This window comes from Aneurinibacillus aneurinilyticus ATCC 12856 (assembly GCF_000466385.1).
Taxonomy (GTDB): Bacteria; Bacillota; Bacilli; order Aneurinibacillales; family Aneurinibacillaceae; genus Aneurinibacillus; species Aneurinibacillus aneurinilyticus.
The window spans coordinates 1-2,715 of record NZ_KE952673.1 but is presented as its reverse complement, the minus strand read 5'-3'; the positions used below and the strand labels follow the sequence as shown (position 1 = coordinate 2,715).

The following is a 2,715-nucleotide window of genomic DNA, read 5'->3' as shown; positions in this document are numbered from 1 at the left end:
AAAGCAGAAGGTCATTCACTCTGTTTCTCAAATCTTAAAAGGAGAAAAAAACTAAACGAATCGCATGCAGAAGAAAAATTTGTTGGGTTTCCCTTACAAACACAATACGTAAGCAATGAATTGTCGAGCTTAGAAAAAAAATATCGAGTTGATTGTACGTTTTACTAAAACAAATTGGGAGGAAAGCAGATGAATCTTATTCCTTACGTAGTAGAACAAACAAACAGGGGAGAACGCTCCTATGATATTTACTCTCGCCTTCTTAAAGATCGTATTATTTTTCTAGCTGGAGAAATTACAGATGAGGTAGCTAACAGTGTAATTGCACAACTTTTATTTTTACAAGCAGAAGACCCTGAAAAAGATATCAGTCTCTATATCAACTCTCCAGGTGGTTCTATTACGGCTGGAATGGGGATTTATGATACGATACAGCATGTAAAGCCTGATGTCAGCACCTTATGTGTAGGAATGGCGGCTTCTATGGCAGCTTTTTTACTCTCAAGTGGAACGAAGGGAAAAAGATTGGCCCTTCCGAATAGTGAGATTATGATTCATCAGCCACTTGGAGGTGCAAAAGGACAGGCATCAGATATTGAGATTAGTGCAAGGAGAATTATACGATTGCGCAGTCACATCAACCAATTATTATCTCAGCAAACAAAGCAGCCTATCGAAAAAGTTGAACGTGATACTGATCGGGATAAATTTATGGATGCAGAGGAAGCAAAGTTGTACGGGTTAATTGATAAGATTATTACATCTCAATAAATTTATCTTTAATGTAGAAGATTTATCCGAAGAAAAAGCCGATTTTCCTTAGCGAACAGGAATTCGGCTTTTTCTATGTAAAAAATTAATTAACGTACAGGAAGCTGATTTAATTATGTCTAAATTGTGTCTAAACATATAGTTTTCCCGAAATGATACGGCGACCCCTATTAGGTAGAAAAATATAATATGATTCTCTCTTCCTATTTTTAATACGATATCGTTATACGCACCAAATGGGAAGCTTTCTCCCCAATTCCTTGTAAAGTGTCTCATCACTCATTTTATACGTAAAAATACGAATGTTGCCTTCCGATTAGAAGAAGGACCGATCACTACAGGGGGAGATAATGATCGATTCTCTCTAAAAGAAATGGAAACGATGCAACAAGATTCTACTTCTCAAATCCGAGAACATAAAATTGGCCTTTTGAATTGTACTGGCCCACCAAAGTCGGTGTGCCCTTTTTGGTAAGCTATGGTAGTGTACGCTTCATTAAAAATCCCCCTTTTTTGGATAATAATATAAACTACTCATCATGATAAGAGGAAAAAAATAGAGAATCAACTCTCTTGTTGTTAATTACATCCATCTCGATAAAAGAATATGATTTTTCTCAAATCATCAGGCTGTCGAGAAAGTGGTTTTTCAAAAATCTCGACCTAATTTTGATGATTTTAGGGGGGACAAAAATGTCTCCCTATGCCTCTAGAAGCCCATACAGGCGAATCTGAGGCGTCAAACTTTTAAGTGGAAAATCTCTATTTTCATAAATAGGGTTTCTTCACACTCTGAGCCGTTCCAATTAGAACGGCTTTTTTGTACCATATATGCTATTCAAACATCATTTGGTATTCTAAAAAATCTGGGATACTCACGCTAGACATTATAAGCTCACCTTTAGTGTTAAAAAGGACCATAAACGCATCTTTTTCAGGGGATGTAGACGTAAATACTATACTCCCTATTTTAGAATCCTCATTGTCTTTATTATTTGAGTCATCCTTTGAAATTTCATTTACTTTCTCGATTTTGTATTCGTTAGCTTCTCCTCCATATAACCGTTTTAAAAGGTCTTGCGCTTTCTCCTCTTTTGTGTTTCCTTTAAGGTTGACTAAAGGGAGTCTTTCGAACACGAAATCCCGAACCTTACCTGTTTCATCAAACCTTATGCTGAACCCTTTATCATTTGTCTTTCCTTTCCCTCTTTTTCCGCTCTCATTAAACCCAAGAGAATATTTTTTCAATTGGTCCCCCCCTTTTATGGTAGAGAAATACATATTGGACCTATAAAGCTTAAGGTTCTTCACTTCTGGTGAAAGGCTATAGACTTTATCCAAAGAGGCTTGAACTGTTGTTGGTAATTCTGACTTAGGAATATTCATTACTACTTGAAAATAATTTGTTATCTTCTCTGCTTTTGTGTCAAAGGTTAAGACAAATGACTCCTTTCCTTCACTTATTAATAACAAATGAACCCCATTTTTCTCTTTATTATCTTCTATTCTTTGCTCTTTGCTCCCCATGATTTTATATGCTTTTGTTCGTGGAAATTGATCATAGAATGATTCTAATGCCGATTTCATGCCTTTCTGGGCCATAATTTCATCAACAGTCCATTCCTTAAACGAAAAACTTTTCGCTTGTTCAATCATTCTCTCTTTCTGTTGGATTGGATTGCTTTCCTGTTCAGTTGCAAAAGAGGAACGGTTTACTTCCGCAGCTATCAAAGGGGAGGATGGAAGATTGGCATCTAATGATTCCTGGGAATACTGACCGGTTTCTTTTGCATTGACTAATGAAACAGAAGATAGCGCGAATAAGGAAGCTAATCCAAGTGCCGACCAACGATAAGATTTTTTTTGAAAGGTTTTAATCATGAACATCCTCCTTTTTAATTGTTTCTTATCGGGTTAACCCCCTAATTTTGGACACATACTACT

The 2,715-nt window shown here is 36.3% G+C and carries 2 protein-coding genes; one reads left to right on the top strand and one right to left on the bottom strand.

All coding sequences use genetic code 11. The features are described 5' to 3' along the window. Positions 1-189: 189 nt before the first annotated feature. A complete protein-coding gene (gene clpP, locus HMPREF0083_RS02220; RefSeq protein ID WP_021619331.1) occupies positions 190-771 on the top strand; it encodes an ATP-dependent Clp endopeptidase proteolytic subunit ClpP in 582 nt (193 codons plus the stop codon). Between the two features lie 834 nt (positions 772-1,605). Here clpP and HMPREF0083_RS02215 read toward each other — a convergent pair. After that, entirely contained in the window at positions 1,606-2,652 is a 1,047-nt protein-coding gene (locus HMPREF0083_RS02215; protein WP_040301211.1) for a hypothetical protein, read from the bottom strand. Positions 2,653-2,715: the final 63 nt, after the last annotated feature.

What these genes read in the sequence shown, in the direction of transcription:
- clpP (WP_021619331.1), top strand. Translation starts at nt 190, where the DNA reads ATGAATCTTATTCCTTACGTAGTAGAACAAACAAACAGGGGAGAACGC.
- HMPREF0083_RS02215 (WP_040301211.1), bottom strand. Translation starts at nt 2,652, where the DNA reads ATGATTAAAACCTTTCAAAAAAAATCTTATCGTTGGTCGGCACTTGGA.